The sequence below is a fragment of the Flavobacterium sp. DSR3-2 genome (assembly GCF_049896525.1).
Classification (GTDB): Bacteria; Bacteroidota; Bacteroidia; order Flavobacteriales; family Flavobacteriaceae; genus Flavobacterium.
The window spans coordinates 1-754 of record NZ_JAFCUM010000041.1; the positions used below are offsets into that span (position 1 = coordinate 1).

General features: G+C 27.3%; 1 protein-coding gene. It reads left to right on the top strand.

Features of this window, described 5'->3' with window-relative positions:
• Positions 1–293: 293 nt before the first annotated feature.
• Complete coding sequence (locus tag ACP7AV_RS17160) at positions 294–683, top strand: hypothetical protein (protein WP_426093010.1); 390 nt, start codon at positions 294–296, stop codon at positions 681–683.
• The last annotated feature ends 71 nt before the right edge of the window (positions 684–754 follow it).

A 754-nucleotide genomic window follows, 5' to 3' on the forward strand; every position in this document is an offset into this window, starting at 1 on the left:
TTTAATTGCTTTTCTAATTTTAATCATGTCTGTTATTTTGTTTGCCATAATCCGTGTTTTTTTAAACGAATGTATGGTGCTAACAACATGAAAAAGTCAGTAGTTTTTAATGTGCAATTTTACCTCAAATTCAGGTGGTCAATTTGAACTGGAAAGTGGTGGTCAGTTTGCTCCGAAACTGGTCGTCAATTTGCACTGGAATTGGGTGTCAATTTGACCGGTTTTTCCACTCCTATTGTCCGAATGAAAATAAAATTGAGTTTGCTTTTGAAAAAACATTTGATAAATTAAATGTGCAGAATTTTAGCTTAGATAATTTTAAATTTATACATAACAACTTTTTAAAACTTACTGCTGAATCTGAAAACCAATTATTAAGCAATATTTGGGGAATAATGATGCTAACTGACTATTATGAAATAAAAAATTATAACGAAAAGCATCAAATAGTTACTTGTATAAACGCTGATGATTTTCATTTAATTAGAAATAAATACTTTTTAAATAAACTTGATGAAGTTAGCCAGTATGCTAATTCTAAAGACTATTTTCAAAGCATATTTGATAATTTTATATCTACTTATATTTCTTTAGAAGATTTATCAAAGGAAAATAATTATAAAAAACAACTTTATGTATGCTGTACCCATTTTTCAGACAGAAATCTCAACGATTTAAGATAGGTTTTTAGTTTGATATTCTATTATCTTGGTTAAAGTCGGAGATAACTTTTGGCTATTTTAAAAGCCAAAAA